General features: G+C 53.5%; 12 protein-coding genes. 2 read left to right on the top strand and 10 right to left on the bottom strand.

The annotated features are described in order from the left end of the window. Positions 1–253 precede the first annotated feature (253 nt). The 3 genes from R8377_RS01455 to R8377_RS01445 form a co-directional block, all read right to left on the bottom strand. Positions 254–1,255: a class C sortase gene (locus tag R8377_RS01455; RefSeq protein WP_317643196.1), complete on the bottom strand. Its 1,002-nt coding sequence runs from the start codon at positions 1,253–1,255 to the stop codon at positions 254–256. A 174-nt stretch (positions 1,256–1,429) separates the two neighbouring features. Next, the gene (locus R8377_RS01450) at positions 1,430–2,977 is read right to left on the bottom strand and encodes a SpaH/EbpB family LPXTG-anchored major pilin (protein ID WP_317643195.1); all 1,548 of its coding nucleotides are present in this window, start codon (positions 2,975–2,977) and stop codon (positions 1,430–1,432) included. 302 nt (positions 2,978–3,279) lie between these two features. Next, positions 3,280–7,416, bottom strand: coding sequence for an SdrD B-like domain-containing protein (locus R8377_RS01445; protein ID WP_317643193.1), 4,137 nt, complete (start codon positions 7,414–7,416; stop codon positions 3,280–3,282). A 743-nt stretch (positions 7,417–8,159) separates the two neighbouring features. Between R8377_RS01445 and R8377_RS01440 the strand changes: the two genes are divergently transcribed. Beyond that, positions 8,160–8,399: a hypothetical protein gene (locus tag R8377_RS01440; RefSeq protein WP_317643192.1), complete on the top strand. Its 240-nt coding sequence runs from the start codon at positions 8,160–8,162 to the stop codon at positions 8,397–8,399. A 67-nt stretch (positions 8,400–8,466) separates the two neighbouring features. On the opposite strand, the gene R8377_RS01435 is transcribed toward R8377_RS01440, so the two are convergent. From R8377_RS01435 to R8377_RS01420, 4 genes are all read right to left on the bottom strand, one after another. Further along, a complete protein-coding gene (locus R8377_RS01435; protein ID WP_317643654.1) occupies positions 8,467–10,287 on the bottom strand; it encodes an ABC transporter ATP-binding protein in 1,821 nt (606 codons plus the stop codon). Between the two features lie 121 nt (positions 10,288–10,408). Next, on the bottom strand, positions 10,409–12,178 hold the full coding sequence (locus R8377_RS01430) for an ABC transporter ATP-binding protein (RefSeq protein WP_317643191.1): 1,770 nt from the start codon (positions 12,176–12,178) through the stop codon (positions 10,409–10,411). 223 nt (positions 12,179–12,401) lie between these two features. Next, positions 12,402–12,866 (bottom strand): MarR family winged helix-turn-helix transcriptional regulator, encoded by a 465-nt coding sequence (locus tag R8377_RS01425; RefSeq protein ID WP_317643190.1) that lies wholly within the window; start codon positions 12,864–12,866, stop codon positions 12,402–12,404. Positions 12,867–13,002: 136 nt separating this feature from the next. Continuing rightward, the gene (locus R8377_RS01420) at positions 13,003–13,665 is read right to left on the bottom strand and encodes a sugar O-acetyltransferase (protein WP_317643189.1); all 663 of its coding nucleotides are present in this window, start codon (positions 13,663–13,665) and stop codon (positions 13,003–13,005) included. A 233-nt stretch (positions 13,666–13,898) separates the two neighbouring features. Between R8377_RS01420 and R8377_RS01415 the strand changes: the two genes are divergently transcribed. Continuing rightward, the gene (locus R8377_RS01415) at positions 13,899–14,690 is read left to right on the top strand and encodes a mechanosensitive ion channel family protein (RefSeq protein WP_317643653.1); all 792 of its coding nucleotides are present in this window, start codon (positions 13,899–13,901) and stop codon (positions 14,688–14,690) included. Here the strand turns inward: R8377_RS01415 and R8377_RS01410 are convergent. From R8377_RS01410 to R8377_RS01400, 3 genes are all read right to left on the bottom strand, one after another. After that, positions 14,677–15,909 carry a Fic family protein gene (locus R8377_RS01410; protein WP_317643188.1) on the bottom strand — a complete coding sequence of 411 codons (1,233 nt, stop codon included), beginning with the start codon at positions 15,907–15,909 and terminating at the stop codon, positions 14,677–14,679. The two genes, R8377_RS01415 and R8377_RS01410, sit on opposite strands and share 14 nt — an antisense overlap. Before the next feature lie 123 nt (positions 15,910–16,032). Then, the gene (locus R8377_RS01405) at positions 16,033–16,782 is read right to left on the bottom strand and encodes a response regulator transcription factor (RefSeq protein ID WP_317643186.1); all 750 of its coding nucleotides are present in this window, start codon (positions 16,780–16,782) and stop codon (positions 16,033–16,035) included. A 4-nt stretch (positions 16,783–16,786) separates the two neighbouring features. Continuing rightward, complete coding sequence (locus tag R8377_RS01400) at positions 16,787–18,163, bottom strand: sensor histidine kinase (protein ID WP_317643185.1); 1,377 nt, start codon at positions 18,161–18,163, stop codon at positions 16,787–16,789. Positions 18,164–18,189 lie beyond the last annotated feature (26 nt).

Here is an 18,189-nt window from a genome sequence, read left to right as displayed (position 1 = left end):
ATGACTCCCTTTGACGTTATTTTCTAAGTCTTCCAGTGCATTTGATTCCGCAACATGAGCGTAGACTCAAACACACAACTTCTCTATCTTACCTCAAGTATGGACCAAGAGCAAGCTCGGACCGTGTTTAGAAGTGGCCACTGAAACATTCTCCGATAACCACATCCACCGGAGAATCCTTCTCATCGTTCCTTTAATATGTAACTGTAAGCCGTCTTTCCTATTTTATTGTGTAGCATTGAATAAAATGTTTTCACTGTGTTGAGCACAATTTTGCTTTGCTGTTCTTTTCATACTTGTTTTGTTGCTTATGCTCGGCAGTTGCTCGGCGTATGTGCTTATGTTTGGGCCCGGCGGGTATTTCACCGGTTAGAACACTGTGTTTCTCGGTTTTTAGATTGCGGTAGAGCCAGTACGTGTCACCCAAGAACACTGCTGCGATAATAAGAGTCCAATAGGGGAAATCCGGGATCGTAGGGCGCGCGGCTGCGGCTTTCTTATCCTTCTCCGGTGTGGGATAAATACGCTGACCAGTAACAAAAATGCGCTGTGTGTTCACACCCAAGGGAGTACACGTCACCAAAGTAACCAGGTCCTGGCCTTCTACTGGTTTCAGGCTACGTGTTTGGTCAGGGTCAACGACCTGGGTTCTAACTACCTCGTAGGTTAATACCTCACCGAAACTAGAAAGCGTGAACCGATCACCTTCCTTAACCTGGTTTAGGTTGGTAAACATTGTAGCCGTGGCTAAACCTCTGTGCCCGGTCAGTACGGCGTGCGTGCCTTGGCCTCCGACCGGTAGGCTGGTACCCTCTAGATGGCCGATTCCTTGCAGTAAGGTGTCATCGCTAGTACCATGGTAAACCGGCAGGTCAAGGCGGATGCCGGGTATTTGCAAGCGCGCCATCAACCCGTTGCCCGCGTCTAACGCTTTCAAGTATTGCTCGTGCTGGTCTTTACCAGCTTTACTCACAGGCTGGTTCGTGTTTGCCCGGTAGGATGCGCCCGCATGCAGGTCATCGTTGTAAGCGCGAGCCAAAGCCAACTCATGTTGCGCTTTCGAACGGTCCTCTGTCCTAGAGTCAGGCACGCCGTGGGCTATCAGCCTGGACTGCTCGTACTGCGCTACCCACGAACTCGCCGTAGGATAGAGCAGCGAAACCGTACCGGCTAGCACTAAGACGAACACGAGTAAGGCTGAACCACGACCAGACTTAGCCGGTTTCACGCTTTTGTTGAGTGGTTTCTTAACCATGTACTTACCCCCCTCCTCACTCAACCACACTGGACCCCTTATAAGCGGGAAAGAGCAGGGCTAGCCAAGTAAGAGAATCTGACTAACCCTGCTCTACCACTATTACTCAAGCAGCCCGGCAAACTATCTGGGGGAAGCTACCTGCCAGGCACGAACCCACACCACACTTGACAATTAAGCGCGGCGTTTAATAACAAGGAACACAGCCGCACCCAGTAACAACACGCCAGCCACCGTCAAGACCACTAGGCCTGCAGCACCGGTTAACGGCAGAGGGGGCATACTATTCTTACTATCCTCAACCGTCACATCAACACCGTTCGTGACACCAGTCTTCACGGTTACCGGGGTAAACGCTGCCGATCCGGTAGGCAACACGTAACCAGCAGGTGCTTTGATCTCCTTAATCACGTAGCAGCGTTGAGCTGCGTCGGCGGGAGCGTTCTTCGAATCCGAGACAAACAAGCCAGGGATGGTGACTTTACCGCCAACAGCGGTGACGAAACTTGCTCCTGAGCTTACGGTCAACGCGTTGCCGGTGGCTTGAGCGGTTGAGCAATCGGCCGCGTACGGGGTTTGTGCTTCATACACCTCAAACTCAGCACCAGACAAGCCACTACTATGGTCAGCCGCATCCAACTTGCTGATAACCACGTCACCCCAATTAGTTCGCACCTCAGGAGAAGTAGGAGGAGCGGTCGGAGGATTAGACGGAGGAGTCGTAGGAGGCGTGACGGGTGGGTCAGGCGTAACCTGCGTATCCGAATACAGTTCCGCCTTATTACGGATAATACCGTCAGCACCAAGCGAGTTGACCTTACCCTGGAAAGTAACCACGATCTGCTTACCAGCAATAGTCTTCAACCACGCTAAACCAGCCTGAGTAAACGACAAGTCCACATCCTGACCCGTTACTGTTTCCTTCCAATGCGTGGCCGGCACAGCCGTACCGTCTACTGTTACCGATGCCACCTTCACATCAGTGAGCCTGCTATCCATCGGATCATGCACCACATAATACGAGAAGCTGGCGTTGTCTGCTATCTTCGCCACACCAACCGTGACCGGGAAGGAGACAATAGAGCCCAAACCAAGACCAGTCTGCTCACTTACTGTTTTGTCGATGGAGCCCACACCGTTCTTGGGGTACACGTTCACATCATAGAGCCAACCATTGGTGGCTCCTGAGGGGCGGGCGTTATCAGGGAAGGGGATCGTCACGATAAAGGGTTGAGCGATATCCACTACCTGGGAAGGGTGACGGGTCTCAGCCACCACATACGCGCCAACCGGCAAGTTAGACGCCGTCGCTAAACCAGTCGCATCCGTGGTTACCTTCACACCCGGAGTAGTAAGCGCGTGATTGTTAATCGTGGTCGTAGCAGCCGACGCATCATCCAGTACGGAAGGAGCAATCCAGGTGGCCATCTCATCCCAGGTCGCGGGATCGCTCATATCCAAGCCAGCCACCCGATACAAGGTGAACTCCACATCCTCAATACCCGGCGTACTAATACTCGCTGAACCATCAGGAGAGGCGGTCTCACTCGTACCATTCTGCCGCTCGTGCTTATGAATAATCACTGATCCAGTCTTCGACTGATCAATATCACCATACTCAGGAGCCGACGGCAGTGCTACCGCAGCACCAGTCAACCCCAACGAAGCCAACGACACCGCAACAAGCGCAGCCTCCCAAACCCGAACACCTACATGTTTCATAATCATCTTCTCCTTCACACCGCCAACCCCAAAGCGTTAACGGCACACCATTGTTCACACACTGTTAAGCACCCATCACACAACCCAAGCCACACAGGCCTAAACCACGCAAACAGGCACACTGTTCACCACCAGCCACTCCCCCACGGCTAGTCACACCAGTCAAGGACCATCACGACTACCCCCACCAGCACACACAACCATCCGAGTAACACACTGGGATACAAGCCAAGTCACGAAGCGACCAGCACAATGCACACCAGCACACGCACAAGAACGAGGTACCACACCTATCAGCTTGTTCATTGATGCCGCCCCCTCGTCAGCGTTGACAGCAACCGACGCGAACGTGACACCCCAAACAAGCCCGCACCCAACAAGAACGCCAAACCAAGCAACAAGTAAGCCATCACACTAACCCCACCAGTAAGCGGTAGGCCAGGCATGCGCTGCTGCACATTCACAATCCGACCCAAATCCACACTCACATGAGCCGAATCAACCGTGAACGCGTACTCTTTCGTATCAGCCACATACCCTGGTGGTGCTTTCGTCTCCGTCAACACATACGAGCCAGCAGGCAGGTACGCTACTTTGAACCCAGCCCGAACCGGGTCAACATCAACCTGACCTGCCTGACATGCGCCAGACGTATCACAATCAACAACCAACCCCAGTGAAGTGCCTGTCACATCAGAGACCGCACCGCCAGAAGCACTGGTAATCTTCCACTGCGAACCAGCCAACGGTTTCACACCACCAGCGGTCGGACCCGTCACCTTACTCCACGACAGCGAACCCGTCAGCAAGCCAGCATCAGAGGACGACCCTTCTGAACCAGCCACCGGCAGGGTCACGTTTGCCACACCATTAGCATCAACATCAGAATCAATAGCTCGATCCGAACCCTGAGACTGTTTCGTAAAGCCAACCGACTTGCTCTTATCCACGCTCACCCGATACGAGCCAGAACGCAAGTTCATAAACGAGTACTTACCAGACCCATTCGTCCACGTATACGTAGACACCGCATTACCCAAACCATCCGTACCCGCAAGACGCACCAACAAGCTCTTCACCACCGGCTCGCTCGCATCACGAACACCCCCACCATCCAAATCCCACCACACCTGACCAGACAGGGACGAGCCAACAATCTTCTGCGCACGATCAACCGGACCCACCGAATCCTTCAAACCAGTTATCTTGGCGTACGCCGTGTTCGAAACCACATCACCTGTCTTATCGCCCACCACATCAACAGCCACCGTCGCACTAATCGACTCACCAGACGCAAACACACCCGGACGAGTAAGACGCACCGCCTTCGTATCAGCAACAGTCACAGGACAGCCAGCAGAGCCTAACTGCGATTGCGAACACCACTTCACCGACGCAGGCACCGCCACTTTCGGATCCCTGGGCACGTTAGAAGAACTCGTATACTCCACCAAAACCGCATTACCCGGTAAGTCACCACGAGTCACCGTCACCGACTTAAGCTTCGCCGTACCAGAGAACGAACTACCCGCCACACCAGAAACCGGCAACACATCAACCAGCTCAGGATTAGTAAGCCCACCAGTCGTAGGCTGCGAATTACGTAAACTCAACTCCCACACATTCGACTCAACCTGCTTAGCCCCAATACGATTCACCTCAACCGCAGCCGTCAAATTACGCTTATCAACCGCCACACCAATAATATTGTCAACCCGCACAGCAACCGTCGACGTACGAGACACCAAATCAGACTGATCCGCATCAGACCACACCACCACACTATTCACATACGAACCATCATCAGCCGCACCAGACACCCTAGCCGCCAACACCACCACAGGAACAGGATCATTCACCACCTGACCATCAAACACCCACCGCACATACGTCTCACCCACAGCACAAGCCGGACGCCTCGCATCAGAAGGAGTCGACGACTGCACCACACTCGGCACCGGCCTCGTACCACCACCCCTACCATCAGACGGCACATACTCCAACGCCGCCGGCAAACAATCCTCCAACCACACCGAATGACCAACCGGATCAGCACCACCAGCAGACGTCAACGACGCCCGCAACTCAAACTCCACCACATCCCCACCAGTAGCCGCCACCTGAGGCACAAACACACCAGAACTACCCTTACGCACACCAGAAGCCACACCCACCCTCGCATGCGCCAACTTCAAACGATCACCCGGAGCACCAGAATGATCAGCCGAATTATACGACGACACCCAAGTCTCAGGTGATGCCAATGCTTCCGCGAAAGAGACTTCTCTATCAACTTCTATATCAGTGGACCATATAGGTAAGAGTGTGCCATCAGGCATATTATCCGCAGCGACCGTTAGCCCAATCTGAATAGTGACAGCAACCCGAGAAGCAACAAGTCCAACAGGATCGGGAGCTACTACGTATGTGCGCACCCTGTTTACTGCCGTATATATACCTTGAGCAGCTTTAGTAGGATCATTACCGGGCACTTTCTCTGGCGCATCATACCAAGTGACTCCAGCACTGCAGCTTGAATCAGCACCAGAAGACGGCTGTGTGGCAGTACCGGCATATTGCACTTCTAAGTGTGGCGCGCGAGAAGGGTCATTTACCGTCCATGAGTCATCATTCCACATGCCCGACACCCATACAGCTTCATTATGAACTGGATAACCATACAAGGTGTCTTTAATCTGATTTGGTAAATTAAGTCTAGTCAGCTGTGTTTTTGTACTATCCCAAGCGCTGCATGACAGGTGTGTAACAGGGGTAGGCATACCAGAGTTCGAACCACCTAGCCATAACTGCGTAACTACACGCTGCCCAGGAGCAGCCTTGTTTTCACCGCTACGATAGGTTCCACCACCCGGCAGACCTGCCACTTGTATGGACATGCCCGGTTCAAATATTTGCCCTGGAGTATTATTGGGGTCACCGGGAATACCGCCAAATACTGCATCGAATCCACCGGGAATTCTCACCCACAAAGGAAGTTGACGATAATCGTTATATGTTGGCTGTTCTGAACTAGTCAGTACATCGCCAGCTTCAAATCCTTTCATCCGTATATTCGTATATGTGGGCCGCGTTTGAATACTCCAAGTTCCATTGCTGTAGTAGCCAAATTCTTTAATCGTGTCAATCGGCACATATACAGATAGTGGCACAGACACAGCGTAAGCATACTCCGCAGGAACAGCACGTCCAGATGTATCAGTTTTAGGTACAGTCTTAAGAGACCAATCAGTGCTCGCAATTGAAATTGTTGCAGCCGTGCTGGGTCCAGCCGGTTGTGAAAAAGTTACATTGCCAGATTCACGTACCGACTTATCAGTACTGCCTCTTGGCGCTACAAAATTAGGAGCCCACCCTATTAAGTTAATATCATCGTGCACAGATGCCCCATACTTTGCCCTACCACTTGGGGTTTCCAACTGCTGGTATTGAGCTTCCGTCAAATCCGGAAATAGCTTCCTCGGAGACAAATCGACAGTTACAGTAACGGGCTCAGTTGCAGGCATAGCACCCTTACCATTCGCCTTAGAATAAATTGCTAAAGAATATCCCGTAAACATACACATACGAGTGCTGTCTTGTGGACAATATGCCAAAAGTGGCCCCCAAGTTCCACCCGTGTTTTCATCTGTTTGGATGCCGTTCATAGTCAAATCCCACTTCAATGAAGAGGAAGCACGAACACTAGGCAACGGTTTGTTCGTTACTACATCAGTAAGGTTGTCACCTTTAAGAGTTAACGCTTTGGGAGTAAGTACAGCATTGTTATGAACAGCGTTACTCACCTTCACCGACACAGCAAACGATTCAGCAGCGGCATCCCTATCACCCACATTGCACGACAACGTCTGCTCAGACAGGTCATCAACAGAATTCGCTGTATACGGTAAACTCACCTCACCAGCACTCGCCGGCACAAGCGACGAACCCTGACCACAAAACGCAGGCAACCTATCAAGCATCAAACCCTTAGGAAACACAATACGCACCGTAGTATTCGCCGAATGCACACCAGACACACCAAAATCAACACGATACGTAATCAAATCATTGACACGCACAATACCGTTATGATCACTAGCATCATCACCAGCTTTATCCACCACATCAAACGGCGGCGTACCATCAGCAGACACCACCATCGAAACCGAACGAGTACCAGCCTCAATCCTGGGAGAGAGCACCTCATACGCGTCAGCAGCCCAACGATCAACCGTGGCAGTAGCCTTACCCCACGAACCCCTCACCCAACCAAGAGCCCCACCCCAACCAGAACTCACCGCACCCAACAAACCCGAAAAAGAAGAACCAGAAACAGCAGTACTCTTACCAACAGAAGAAGAGAGAGAAGAGAGAGAAGGAGAAGGAGAAGAGGGAGAAGCAATATGAGCAGCTGACCCCGTATTAGCAGCAGTGTTCACCGCGGAACCCTCTGTTGTTACACCAGGATCAACAGAACCAGCAGAATTTAAAAAAGCAGCAGCAGAAGTAGAAGCTGTATCAGTGCTGGTAGTGGCAGTTGTTGCACCAGAAGCGTGTGATGAGTCAGCCCAAGCTGAAGCTACAGAGTCCTGGGGGGGGGGGTCAAGCTAGCAGCACCAGCAGGCACCGTAACCGCGCCAAAAAGGCATGCAGAAATCGCGGTCAATACGACCTTGCTCACCACCATCGAGAGCTTCGACACGATCCATCACCCCTAGCCCAACACAGGCAAAACACACGCAAAAAAAATAAACAACCAACAGCCGAACTGTATCCCCCAACACGGCATAACGTTCCCACAGTATACACACCACCCCAACAACAAACAACACCATTGTCATTCACCAACACACGCGCACCATAAAGAACAAAATATCCGTTGCCTATAGTACAAGTGCAATGGGGCGCTTTTGCAAAACAGAGCAATCACATATATATGGACTCACGCAATGAAGCTATATTGAGTTATTCTTATAATCCTTTTGCGCTTTTGTATTCGATTGGTTAGTGTTTAACGATATGGGAACATCATGAGACGCGGAACGCAAATGTGTAATCCGTAGCATTTTGCTGGCATTTACGGTGGAGAGCTACTTTATTGCTTTTAACCGTAAACTACTACCCATCCATGGCTACGTTTTAACTAGTTGGTTTTAGCTAAAGATTGTGGAGGGAGATACCTATGAAAGTGCTTGCGATTATCATGAACGCTCTGAGCTTCCTTGGCTTAGCTCTCACTGTCTATATGCAAATGAAAGCTGGAGTCTATAGCGACGAGCATGCCGACCTCTATACCCAGTTCAACCAATCACAGTCGAATCTTTTGTGGATTTGTGTCTTGCTGTTCTTTATCCTTTTTATACTTTCACTCTCAGTGCTGATCTATTCCTCAGAGCAAGCAAAAAGAATGACCCTTCAATGAAAAGGCAGAGAGGGCCGGAGCTTGGTTGGCTCCGGCCCTCTCTGGATGCATCGTCTCGCAGGAATTCCTAGGCCAAAAGCTCAGCGGAGGCGAACTGGCTGTTGTAGAGGTCGGCGTAGAAACCGCCCTGCTTGAGCAGTTCGTCGTGGGTACCGCGCTCGATAATCTGGCCGTGGTTCATAACCAGGATTAGGTCAGCGTCGCGAATCGTGGAGAGGCGGTGGGCAATTACGAAGGAAGTGCGGCCCTTGCTCAGAGCATCCATAGCCTTTTGAATCAGCTCCTCGGTGCGGGTATCGACCGAAGAAGTAGCCTCGTCCAAAATCAGGATGGGCGCATCTTGCACCATGGCGCGGGCGATGGTCATCAGCTGGCGTTGGCCCTGGGAGAGTGAAGTGTCGTCAGTCAAAACCGTGTCGTAGCCCTGAGGCAGGGTGCGAATGAAGTGGTCGAGGCCCACAGCCTTGCACGCTTCCACTACTTGCTCGTCGCTTACGCCCTTCTTGGCATACACGATATTCTCTTTGACAGTGCCGCGGAATACCCAAGTGTCTTGCAAAACCATGGAGAACTGGTCGTGCACATTCCAGCGCGGCACATCGCAAGTGGGAATGCCGTCGATGCTGATACTGCCCGAGTCGAGCTCGTAGAAGCGCATGAGCAGGTTGACCATGGTCGTTTTGCCAGCGCCAGTGGGACCAACTAGCGCTACCTTTTGGCCCGGCTGAGCCTCGGCAGTGAAGTCGCGAATAACCTTGTGCTCACCATCGTAGGAGAAGTTCACGTGCTCAAACTTGACGTGGCCCTCGACCGGCTTGCCCTCACCCAGCAGCCCTTGCTTGCCTTCTTCGCCATCCATCTCGGGCTCGTTGAGGAAACCGAAGACGCGCTCGGAAGCAGCAGCCGTGCGCTGGAGGTTTTGGAAGGCCTGCGCGAACTGGCTCAGGGGCTGTGTGAAGAGGCGAATATACATCATGAAGGCCACAATCACGCCGAAAGTAATAGTGCCGTTCATGGCTAGGGAAGCACCGACCACACACACTGCCACGTAGCCGAAGTTGCCTACGAAGTTCATCAGAGGCATCATCAGCGAGGAGAGGAACTGCGACTTCCAGCCCGACTCGTAGAGGTCTGCGTTGTAGCGCTCGAACTCCTCAATCGAGTCTTTTTCGCCCGAGTAGGCCTTGACAATTACGTGGCCCGCATACTTCTCTTCCACGTGACCGTTTACATCACCCAGAGCAATCTGCTGGCGCACGAAATACTTTTGGGAGAACTTCATAATGACCATCATTAAGATAGTGCCCACAACTGCTGAACCGATGGCCACGAAGGTCATAGTTACGTTATTAAGGAACATCATAATGAGCGAGCCCACAAAAGTGGTAATCGATATAACGAGCGATCCCAAGCTCTGCCCTAAGGTCTGGCCGATGGCGTCTACATCGTTGGTAATGCGCGACAGCACGTCACCGTAGGAGACCTTGTCGAAATATTTTAAGGGCAGACGGTTGATTTTCTCCGAAATTGCCTCACGCAAGTTCTGAGCCGTACGCTGGGTCATGGTAGCCATAATCCAAGACTGCACATAGGTCAACACGGCGTAGCCCACGTACAGGCCCACCAATACGAAGCAAATGCGCTCCACATAAGCCAAATCGATAGAACCCAAAACCGGCTTGCCGTGGACGATTGCGGGCATGCCCTTGGCAATAGCATCGGTGACTTTCTTCAGCCATTCCGGGCCCACAATCTGGCAGGCAGCTCCTACCGCACCAAAAATGAAAGCAACAATAACGGCTGGAATGTATCGCTTCGAGAAGCGCCCCAGCTGTTTCATGGCTGTACCGAAGCTCTCCGGCTTTTCCACCGGTCCGGGGCCACCCATAGGGCCATGCCCACCCCGAGACGGCCGGGCGGCCGCCGAACGCTGTGCTGTACTCATTGTCTATTCAAACTCCTTGTAAAAACTAACTCAAGCATCAATATGGTGTGCAAATGCGACGGGCTCACGCGGCCAGCTCCTTTTCGGTCAGCTGGCTTTTGGCAATCTGCTGGTAGACCTCGCAAGTTTTCAGCAACTCTTGGTGGGTGCCCTTACCTACGACGCGGCCCTGGTCCAAGACCACAATCTGGTCGGCATCCATGATGGTGCCGATGCGCTGGGCCACAATCATCATCGTGGTCCCCTTCATCTGAGTTTTCAAAGCGTCGCGCACTTCGCGGTCGGTCTTAAAATCGAGAGCCGAGAAGGAGTCGTCGAAAATCAGAATCTCCGGCTTCCTCCACACGGCGCGGGCGATGGAGAGGCGCTGCTTTTGACCACCTGATACGTTAGAACCGCCTTGGGAGATATCCGAGTGATAGGTATCGGGCATGCCGGAGACGAACTCCTCAGCCTGAGCCACGCCCACCGCTTCCTTAACGCGCTCAAGCTTTTCGGCATCATTCACACCCTCAGCTTGGTCGCCGTAAGCCACATTCGACTCGACAGTTCCGCGGAACATGAAGGACTGCTGAGGCACGTAGCCAATCTTGTCTCGCAAGGCCTTCACCTCGTAGTTGCGCACGTCTACGCCGTCGACCATGACTTCACCACCCGAGACGTCGGCAAAGCGGGGCACGAGATTAATCAGCGTGGACTTGCCCGAGCCGGTGGAGCCAATAAAGGCAATCGTTTGGCCCTTATCGACCGAGAAGTCGACATGCTCCAGAATCGGGGCCGAAGCGCCGGGATATGTGAAGGATACGTCATGGAAAGCTACCTGACCTTCGCTGCCAGGTTTGCCGGAGCGCTCACTGCCGTCGGTGATGGAGGGCTTAGTATCGAGCACTTCCATAATGCGGTGGGCGGAGACGTCGGCGCGCGGCCAGAGCACGAAGACCATGCTCATAAGCAAGAAGGACATGATGACCTGCACGGCGTAGGAGGAGAAGACCACCATATTGCCGAAGAGGGTGATGCGATCTTGGAAGCCGGCGGCATTAATTAAGTAGGCGCCAATCCAATAGACGGCCAGCATGAGACCGTTCATAATAGTGTTCATCACTGGCATCATCAGGCCCATCGCGCGGGTGGTGGAGAGCTGAGTTCCGGTCAACTCGTCGTTGGCCTTGGTGAACTTGCTTTCCTGATAGTTTTCAGCGTTGTAAGCACGTACCACCCGCAGGCCGGTCAGGTTTTCGCGAGCCACTTGGTTGATATTGTCAGTCAGGGCCTGCATCCGCTTAAACTTCGGCATTACGAAGGCCATTAAGAGCCCCACGATGACCAAGAGAATCACGACTGCAATTCCGGTAGCCATAGTCCACTCAAACCCCTTGCCCGCAATCTTGCAGACGGCCCAAACGGCCATAATTGGGGCCTTAACGAGCATGACTAGACCCATGGTGATAAACATCTGCACCTGGGTTACATCGTTGGTAGAGCGAGTAATGAGCGAGGCGGTTGAGAACTGGCCCAGCTCAGCAGTCGAGAAGGACTCCACCTTGGCAAACTCCAGCGAGCGCAAGTGCTGCGAGAAAGACGAAGCCACGCGCACGGCGAAGTAGGAGGTGAGCACGGCGCAGGCCAGGGAGAGGAAGGAGACTAGGAGCATCTTGCCGCCGGCCTGCCAAATCTCGCTCATCTGACTGCCCGGAGTTTCCACCTGACGGGTGATGTCTGCCATGTAATCGGGTAGCTTCAAGTCCAGCCACACCTGCGTCACAATGAAGGCGATGACCAAGAAGAGTTGGCCCACCTCGCTTTTGGACAGATAACGACAGATTCGTATCATTGCGCTCATCCTTTTGATATTTCGGTAAGCATTTCAAGTGCTTATATCTCTTGCTTGCCCAACTCACGACCCAGCGAAGAGAGCCGGGCCTTGGTGGGAAGTTGATAGGAGGCTAGGCCTTAAACGCATCGAAACGGTTCGACTTCTTGCGAGACAGGCGCCTCAAATTTTTTGGTTGTGGGCTGTGAGCGAGCGTATGTATCACGCCGCCCACTAGACTGCTTTAGCCGGCAGTTAACTCCGTCTGGTTCTCGCCTACTCGCATTTGAAAACGCAAGCCTGAGTAGCGGCAAAAGAGCGAACCTAAACGGATGAATTCGCGGGTTTGCGTCTCGCCCATTTGTTCAAATACCCAGCAAATATCTTCCCTCATCATCTCGTGAGCTTTTCGGTTGCGCTCGCTGCCCGCCTCAGTAATGGAGACGTGCACATTGCGCCGATCTTGCTCATCACCCTCTCGGCTCACAAATCCCTTCTCCTCCAACGATTTCAGGAGTGAAGAGACCCTGCCTGAGCTTAGGTGAGCAATTTTCGAAAGTTGCGAGGGAGTGAGGCTGCCGAATTGTTCGAGCGCTCGCAAAACGACTGATTCTCCGCGCGCCGCCCGGTTCACTTGGTCGGGAACTGACTTGCGGTGTTCCATAACCAAACGAGAGAGCTCTTCGAACGCTTCCTCCGCATAGGTCATAGTCACACCTCCCACTGCTTGATATAGGAATCACAACATCTCTATATAGAATATCTTCTACCCAAAACTATTTCGGGTAGAAGATATTATTTCACACTTTCTTCACACAGTGTGGTCAAGCAGTCATTTCTTTGGATTACTTGGCTTCGGGAACTCGCGTGGGCATGGTCATACGGTCGGCCTCCGTGATTTGGCGGATGGGCTTGCAAGGGGTGCCGTAGGCCAGAGTGTGGGCTGGAATGTCGTGAGTTACTACGGAGCCCGCACCGATGACGGACCCCTCGCCAATGGTGACGCCGCCAACCACCGTCACGTTTGCTGCCAACCAGCAGTTCGAACCAATGGTGATGGGAGCGCCATATTCGTAGTCAAAAGGCTCACCGGACGCGGAATTGCGCAGGTTGCGATCCTCAAAGCACAGGGGGTGCAGGGGCGTCATTAGCGAGACATTGGGGCCCATCATCACGTTGTCTCCAATGGTGACCGGGCACACATCGAGCACGGAGAAGTTAAAGTTGGCAAACACGCGACTGCCGATGGTGGTGTGAATGCCGTAATCGAAGAATACCGGGCCCAAAATTTCACTCTCCGTACCCATATCTGGCACGAGCTCCTTCATAATCGCTTCGCGCTCCTGGCGAGCAGTCTCAGGCAGGGCATTGTACTGGCGGCAGAGCTCGTGGACCTTATCTCGCAAAGCTGCCAACTCCGGATCGCCCGCATTGTAGAGCTCACCTGCCAGCATGCGCTCCCGTTCGCTGCGCCCGTCTGCTAGATTCTGGTCGTTAATCTCAGCCATTGCTTTACCCCTTTGGAATCGGCATTATTGTATAAACACTTTAGCGGACGCCGTTGAGCCACTGCAAACCATAGCGCCAGCGAGCGCCCGGCGTGTTCTATCACGCTCTCAGCAAGTCGGCTCCTCTGCGATTACAATAAGTTTTCAAGGAGCATACAGTGGCAGTCAGAGCTCCATACGGGAGGAATCTGAGTGATATGACGCTTGTTGAAACGGATCCGGGGCGCTCGGCTATGCAGTTGAGCGATCTTGCCCTGGCCTGGTTGAAGCATAACTCGGGCCGTATTGTGTTGCTTGTGGTCGTCGTGATTTGCGCGGCTTTGGCCTCTCGGTTTGTTTCGGTCATCATGCGCCGCACCTTAGAGCGCACAGTCATTCCTTCTGCCTCAATTTTCGTTAACATCATTAAGGCAGTTATTTGGGTTTTCGCTGCGGCAAGCGTGCTTCAGCCCGTGTTCGGCATCAACCCTACTACTGTGGCTACGGCTCTTGGCGTTTCCGGCTTGGCCTTATCACTAGGCTTGAAAGATACGATTGCCAACATTGTTGGCGGTTTTGGGCTCATGCTCAGCAAGGTGATTCAGCCTGGCGACATCATCTCCTTACAAGGCATTACCGGTACCGTTAAAGACATCAACTGGCGCAACACTATTGTGGTCGACCGCGCAGGCAATGAGATGTGGATTCCCAACTCGGTGCTCAACACTACAGCTTTAGAGAAGATTCCTGCTGCCGGCGAAGCGGTAGCGATAGTCTCTTTCACTGTTCGCGGAGGCGAAAATCTCAACGATTGCGCTCAAGCCATCGCCAAAACCGTTGAGCGCGCCACCGGCTCTCTCATGATGCCCGGTAACCCGCCCGTCGTGCAATTCCAAGGCTTTTCACCCTACGGAGTGAGCGGACAAGTAGTCATGTTTGCCAAGCAAGGCATCGCAGCCGCCTCCATGCAAGATGCAGCCACCCGCGCCCTCTCCGGCCAGCCCTACCTAGTCCAAGGCTCCCCTAGTCCGCCTACTCCCGCCTGAGCTGCCCCGCAATCTCCTCTGACACCGCCAGTCTCAAGGGCCGCCTGCCTACGTATTGAGCTAATCCAGCCCCTTCGAGCTGCCCCAAGTATGCACGGGCACTCTGCTTCCCCAAGTCGAGCTGCTCGGATGCCTCGTCGAGGGTCATTCCCTGACGGATACCACATAAGTGCTCAATCATGAGAGTTTCTAACAGAGAAGCGGCAGGCTTAGGGAGGTCAGCTTCTTGGACCAGCTCCCTGCACAAGCCTTGAGCCTTGGTCTGCTGCCCCGCCTGAACCTCGAAGAGCTCAATCAGCTCAGCCTGCCCTTGGGCAATAAAGTCCAGCACGGCTGCAACAAAGAAGGTTAATTCGCCACAGTTGAGCTTATCTTCTGCCTCCACAAAAGCCTTGTAATAGGCGTTTTTATGCTCCCCTATAATCCTTGAAAGCGAGAGTACGGTAGGCAGTGTTAAGGAATCAGCAAGGGATAGGGCCAGTAGGTAGCGCCCCGTGCGGCCATTACCATCGTAGAAGGGATGTGCATACTCGAAGAGAAAATGCCCCATAATGGCAGCTGGAAGTTTCGGTATCTGAGAGTCGTTGAGTAAGTCCATCATTTTAGTCAGCATGGAACCAATACGAAGCTCGCCACTCACACCCTGGTGAAGTACCCCATGCGGCCCATGAACGTCAACATCGTGAGCACGAAACAGCTCGCCATCTGGCCAGTCCTCCTCCGCCACTTCACCTAAGACGACAGCATCGTAAACCCTACGAATATCTTCTAAAGACTGAGGCGGCGCGGCTTTCCGATGAGTCAGGTTGATATAGAGCTTGGCAAACTCGCCAAAGCGCACTCCCCGAGCACTTCCCGACTCCTTTGCTGCTGCCCTCACCGCAGCATCTGTTTCCGCCCGAGTACTGCGCACACCTTCCATTTGATTACTGGTCAGCAGCTCCTCTGATATGGCCTGAACAACATAGTGCTCTTGCACTTGCACAGGCATAGCCTCCCACAAGTGCGCCACCTGCCGCTCAGCGCACAGCAGCTCTTCCATACGCAAACTCAAGAAGCGAGGCATCGCCACAAACAGCTCACCCAAAGAAGTCACAATCCCCGTCCGAAAACTCGAATCTGCCTCCAGCCGCTGCCAAGCCAAAGCCTCATGATTGCCCACGTCATTACCCGACTGATCCGCATGAAAAATCCGCGCCAAAGTCTTATATTCCAACACCACCACCTCCCTTCGCCAGCATTTCATCACCCTTATTTATATAATATATAATTAACAAGAGACAAAGAGACAGAGCAGCAGCGCATACTTCAAAAACATATCAGCAAGCACCCAAACCCGCCCCTACCCCTCCCGAGCAGAGAGCCACTCGACGGCTAGTTGGGTGCGATTGGCGAGGTGGGTTTTGGACAGAATAGCAGAGATGCGATTGCGGACTGTGCCCTCGCTGAGGTAGAGGTTGGCGGCTATGGCGTGGTTATCTAGGCCATCGGAAACTAGGGCAACTATTTCGCAGTCGCGGCTGGTGAGGGATTGAAAGCGAGGCGGTAATTGATTGACTAAGTCAAGTATTTGCTTGTCGTCGGTTGCTTGCCTACCTGGTTTTCTGGGATTAGCTTCGGATTCAGAATCAGCGGCAGACTCGAGCACAGACTCAGCCTGAAGCTCAGACTTCGGCCCCGAATCACCTAGGGAGAGCTGAGCCAAAGTCTCCGAACCCAAGACCACTTGGCCAGCCATCACCGCCTGCAAAGCGGGCACCACCGAAGACACGTCTTGCTTAATCAAGTAGCCCTTCGCCCCCAGTGCTAGAGCGCGCGAAATATAGTGTTTGTCAGCAAAAGTAGTGAGAAACAAAATGCGGGCAGCGGCATCGAATGCAATGATGCGCTCGGCAGCCTCTAGGCCATCCATACCAAGCATTTGCACGTCTATTAGTAATACATCTGGCCTGCCGCCCTCCGCCATATAGCAGTCGAGCGCAGCCTGGCCGTCGTTGGCAGTCCAAAGCACTTGCGCAGCGCCCGTTGCGGTCAAAATAGTGGAAAGCGACGAGCACACAATAGCGTCGTCGTCTGCAATGGCAACCTTCATGGCTCTACTCCTTCTCGCTCGCGCCATTCCAAGGCTCCTTGGGCAGTGATACAAACACCCGCCAGCCGCGCTCGTTGGGCCCACTCACTGCGGTACCGCCCAAAGCCCTGGCCCTCGCCTCAATATCTGCCAATCCCATCCCCCGCAAGGGTTCAAGGCCAGCCGAGCGTTGGGCATGACCGCCAGTCCCCATGCTAGCGCCCGCCACCGGCTCACTCACAACCGGCTTGGTCATGCCGAGCCCACCGGGGCCAGGCTGTTCGCCACTTGCACGAGAGGCTTGAACACGCCCATCATCTTGCACTACCAACTGCCAAAAAGCGGGCAAATCGCGCAAAACCACCGAAGCTGAGCGAGCCGGCGAGTGGCGGGCCGCATTATTGAGAGCCTCACGAATCACCGCGGCAAGGCAGCGAGCTACTGGTGCCGGAGCCGATGCGATATCGTTTTCAACAGTGATGTCCAGCTGCCCAGCACCGCCCAAATCCAGCGAAGAAGCCGCCGACTGAATCTGGGCCGCAAAGTCTGTGCCCTCATCTTCCAAATCGTGCACCGACCGGCGAATCGTAGTCATAGCACCGTCTAAAGTCTGCCCCAACTCAGCAAAAGAGCGGGCAGCAATGTCGTCTCCCTGAGTTTGAGCCAGCACTTGCCCGGCCTGAGCCTGCATAATGGCGCGAGTAAGCTGGTGACCCACATTATCGTGAATCTCGCGGGCAATGCGAGTGCGCTCAGTCAACCGCGCAGTCCGCTCAGCATGAGCCCGCTGCTCGCCCAAATCCCCAATGCGGGCCCGCATTTGCCGAACCGTATACCGCCGTAGGTCTTCGGTTTGCATCATGCGCTGGTTGGCCACTTGCAAGCGAGCGCTATTAGCTCCGGCCAGAAACGTTAATACAGATGCCAGCAGAATCACAAGCGCCGCCATTTGCAAAGAACCGCGGAATCGCGCGAGACCTATCGCAATAGGGAGCATCCACGCCAGCGCCGGAATGAGCACTAAGAACAACCAAGAAGAGGTTGCCTCACGCTGCGATCTTCCACAAACGTCCACAACCCAAGAACGCCAAGGCTTGCGACCGCAGCGGAAAGTCGAAACTTCAACCATAGATTCCGAGCCCCAAACGCCCATATTGAGACCAGCGTCGAAGGCGAGGACGGGTACAAAGACAAGCCAAATCGGAAGAGCAATCGAGACGAGAGCTAGTACAGCATCGGCCCACAAAGCGCTATCTCGCGGCCACAACCACTCATAAAAGCCACCAGCAGCCACCACAGCCACCAACCCGGCCGCCAACGGTTCAGAAAAACCGCCGCTCCACCAACCCCCACACAAAGCACAAAGCCCAACAAGCCCCAACCGCGTTATGATTCGTCCCATTAGTTGGCCAACCTCATTGCGCAACT

The organism is Bombiscardovia apis, from assembly GCF_033095945.1.
Lineage (GTDB): Bacteria > Actinomycetota > Actinomycetes > Actinomycetales > Bifidobacteriaceae > Bombiscardovia > Bombiscardovia apis.
Note: the sequence above shows the minus strand (reverse complement) of the source record. Positions and strands in the feature narration are given on the sequence as shown.

Coding starts and splice junctions, on each gene's coding strand:
- R8377_RS01455 (WP_317643196.1), bottom strand. CDS start 1,255: ATGGTTAAGAAACCACTCAACAAAAGCGTGAAACCGGCTAAGTCTGGT.
- R8377_RS01450 (WP_317643195.1), bottom strand. CDS start 2,977: ATGAAACATGTAGGTGTTCGGGTTTGGGAGGCTGCGCTTGTTGCGGTG.
- R8377_RS01440 (WP_317643192.1), top strand. CDS start 8,160: ATGAAAGTGCTTGCGATTATCATGAACGCTCTGAGCTTCCTTGGCTTA.
- R8377_RS01435 (WP_317643654.1), bottom strand. CDS start 10,287: ATGGGTGGCCCCGGACCGGTGGAAAAGCCGGAGAGCTTCGGTACAGCC.
- R8377_RS01430 (WP_317643191.1), bottom strand. CDS start 12,178: ATGATACGAATCTGTCGTTATCTGTCCAAAAGCGAGGTGGGCCAACTC.
- R8377_RS01425 (WP_317643190.1), bottom strand. CDS start 12,866: ATGACCTATGCGGAGGAAGCGTTCGAAGAGCTCTCTCGTTTGGTTATG.
- R8377_RS01420 (WP_317643189.1), bottom strand. CDS start 13,665: ATGGCTGAGATTAACGACCAGAATCTAGCAGACGGGCGCAGCGAACGG.
- R8377_RS01415 (WP_317643653.1), top strand. CDS start 13,899: ATGCAGTTGAGCGATCTTGCCCTGGCCTGGTTGAAGCATAACTCGGGC.
- R8377_RS01405 (WP_317643186.1), bottom strand. CDS start 16,782: ATGAAGGTTGCCATTGCAGACGACGACGCTATTGTGTGCTCGTCGCTT.
- R8377_RS01400 (WP_317643185.1), bottom strand. CDS start 18,163: ATGGGACGAATCATAACGCGGTTGGGGCTTGTTGGGCTTTGTGCTTTG.